Source organism: Acinetobacter sp. AG1, from assembly GCF_001005525.1.
Taxonomy (GTDB): domain Bacteria; phylum Pseudomonadota; class Gammaproteobacteria; order Pseudomonadales; family Moraxellaceae; genus Acinetobacter; species Acinetobacter modestus.
In genome coordinates this window covers 1-1,040 of record NZ_LBMZ01000003.1, presented here as the reverse complement: position 1 = coordinate 1,040, position 1,040 = coordinate 1, and the positions used below count along the sequence as shown (strand labels likewise).

Below are 1,040 nucleotides of genomic sequence, written 5' to 3'. Positions count from 1 at the left end.
CGAAATAATGAAGAAACATAAATATCAATAAAGCATATGAGATTCATTGATAAATAACACCCATAAATAGAAATAATATTTCTAATATAATTATATATTTATAATTATAGAGTTAATTTTAAATTTTGATCAAATTTATTTTTTGGCACGCCCCTTGCTTAGTAACAAGCATCATGAATCAACGACGATTCATAAAAAATTTGCTGACGGCCAATGAAGTCCGTTCTGTTCGGTTTGTGTATGCAGAAATATTGCATAGCAAAAATATATTTCGTTCAGTTCAGGGGAAGGTTATGTCTTCAAAAATGAATCTAAATGCTAAAAAAGCAACTGAAATAAAATTATTTAGCTTTTCAACGCCTGCCATGCGTGCTTTTCATATGACTTGGCTCGCATTCTTTGTATGTTTCTTCGCTTGGTTTGCTTGTGCACCATTAATGCCAGTCATCAAAGGTGAATTTAATCTAACCAAAGACCAAATCGCAAACATCAATATCGCTGCGGTTGCAATCACAATTCTGATCCGACTCATTGTTGGTCCACTCTGTGACAAGTATGGACCACGCAAAACCTACACTGCTCTTCTCATTCTTGGCAGTATCCCTGTTTTCGGTGTTGCAGCAGCAAATACTTATGAATCGTTCTTGTTTTTCCGTCTCTTAATTGGTGCTATTGGTGCAAGCTTTGTCATCACTCAATATCACACCAGTGTCATGTTTGCACCTAATGTTGTCGGCACAGCAAATGCGGCTTCTGCAGGTTGGGGAAATGCGGGTGGAGGTGCAACACAAGCAATCATGCCATTAATTCTCGGTGCAATTGTGATGTTTGGCGTTGAACAAGCAATGGGTTGGAGAATCGCTTTACTTGTACCTGGCATTATGATGGTAATTGTTGGTGTACTTTATTGGAAACTAACTCAAGATTGCCCTCAAGGTGACTTTAAAGAATTACGCGCAAATGGCGTTGAAGTTGGTAGTGGCAAAAAAGGTGGTGTTGCTATCTTGATGCAAGCTGCTCGTAACTATCGTGTTTGGATT

1 protein-coding gene is annotated in these 1,040 nt (G+C 38.0%); it reads left to right on the top strand.

What is annotated here, in order from left to right; all coding sequences use genetic code 11:
- Positions 1 to 293: 293 nt before the first annotated feature.
- Positions 294 to 1,040: MFS transporter (locus tag AAV96_RS00015; protein WP_046737816.1), on the top strand; the 747-nt coding region annotated here is incomplete at its 3' end.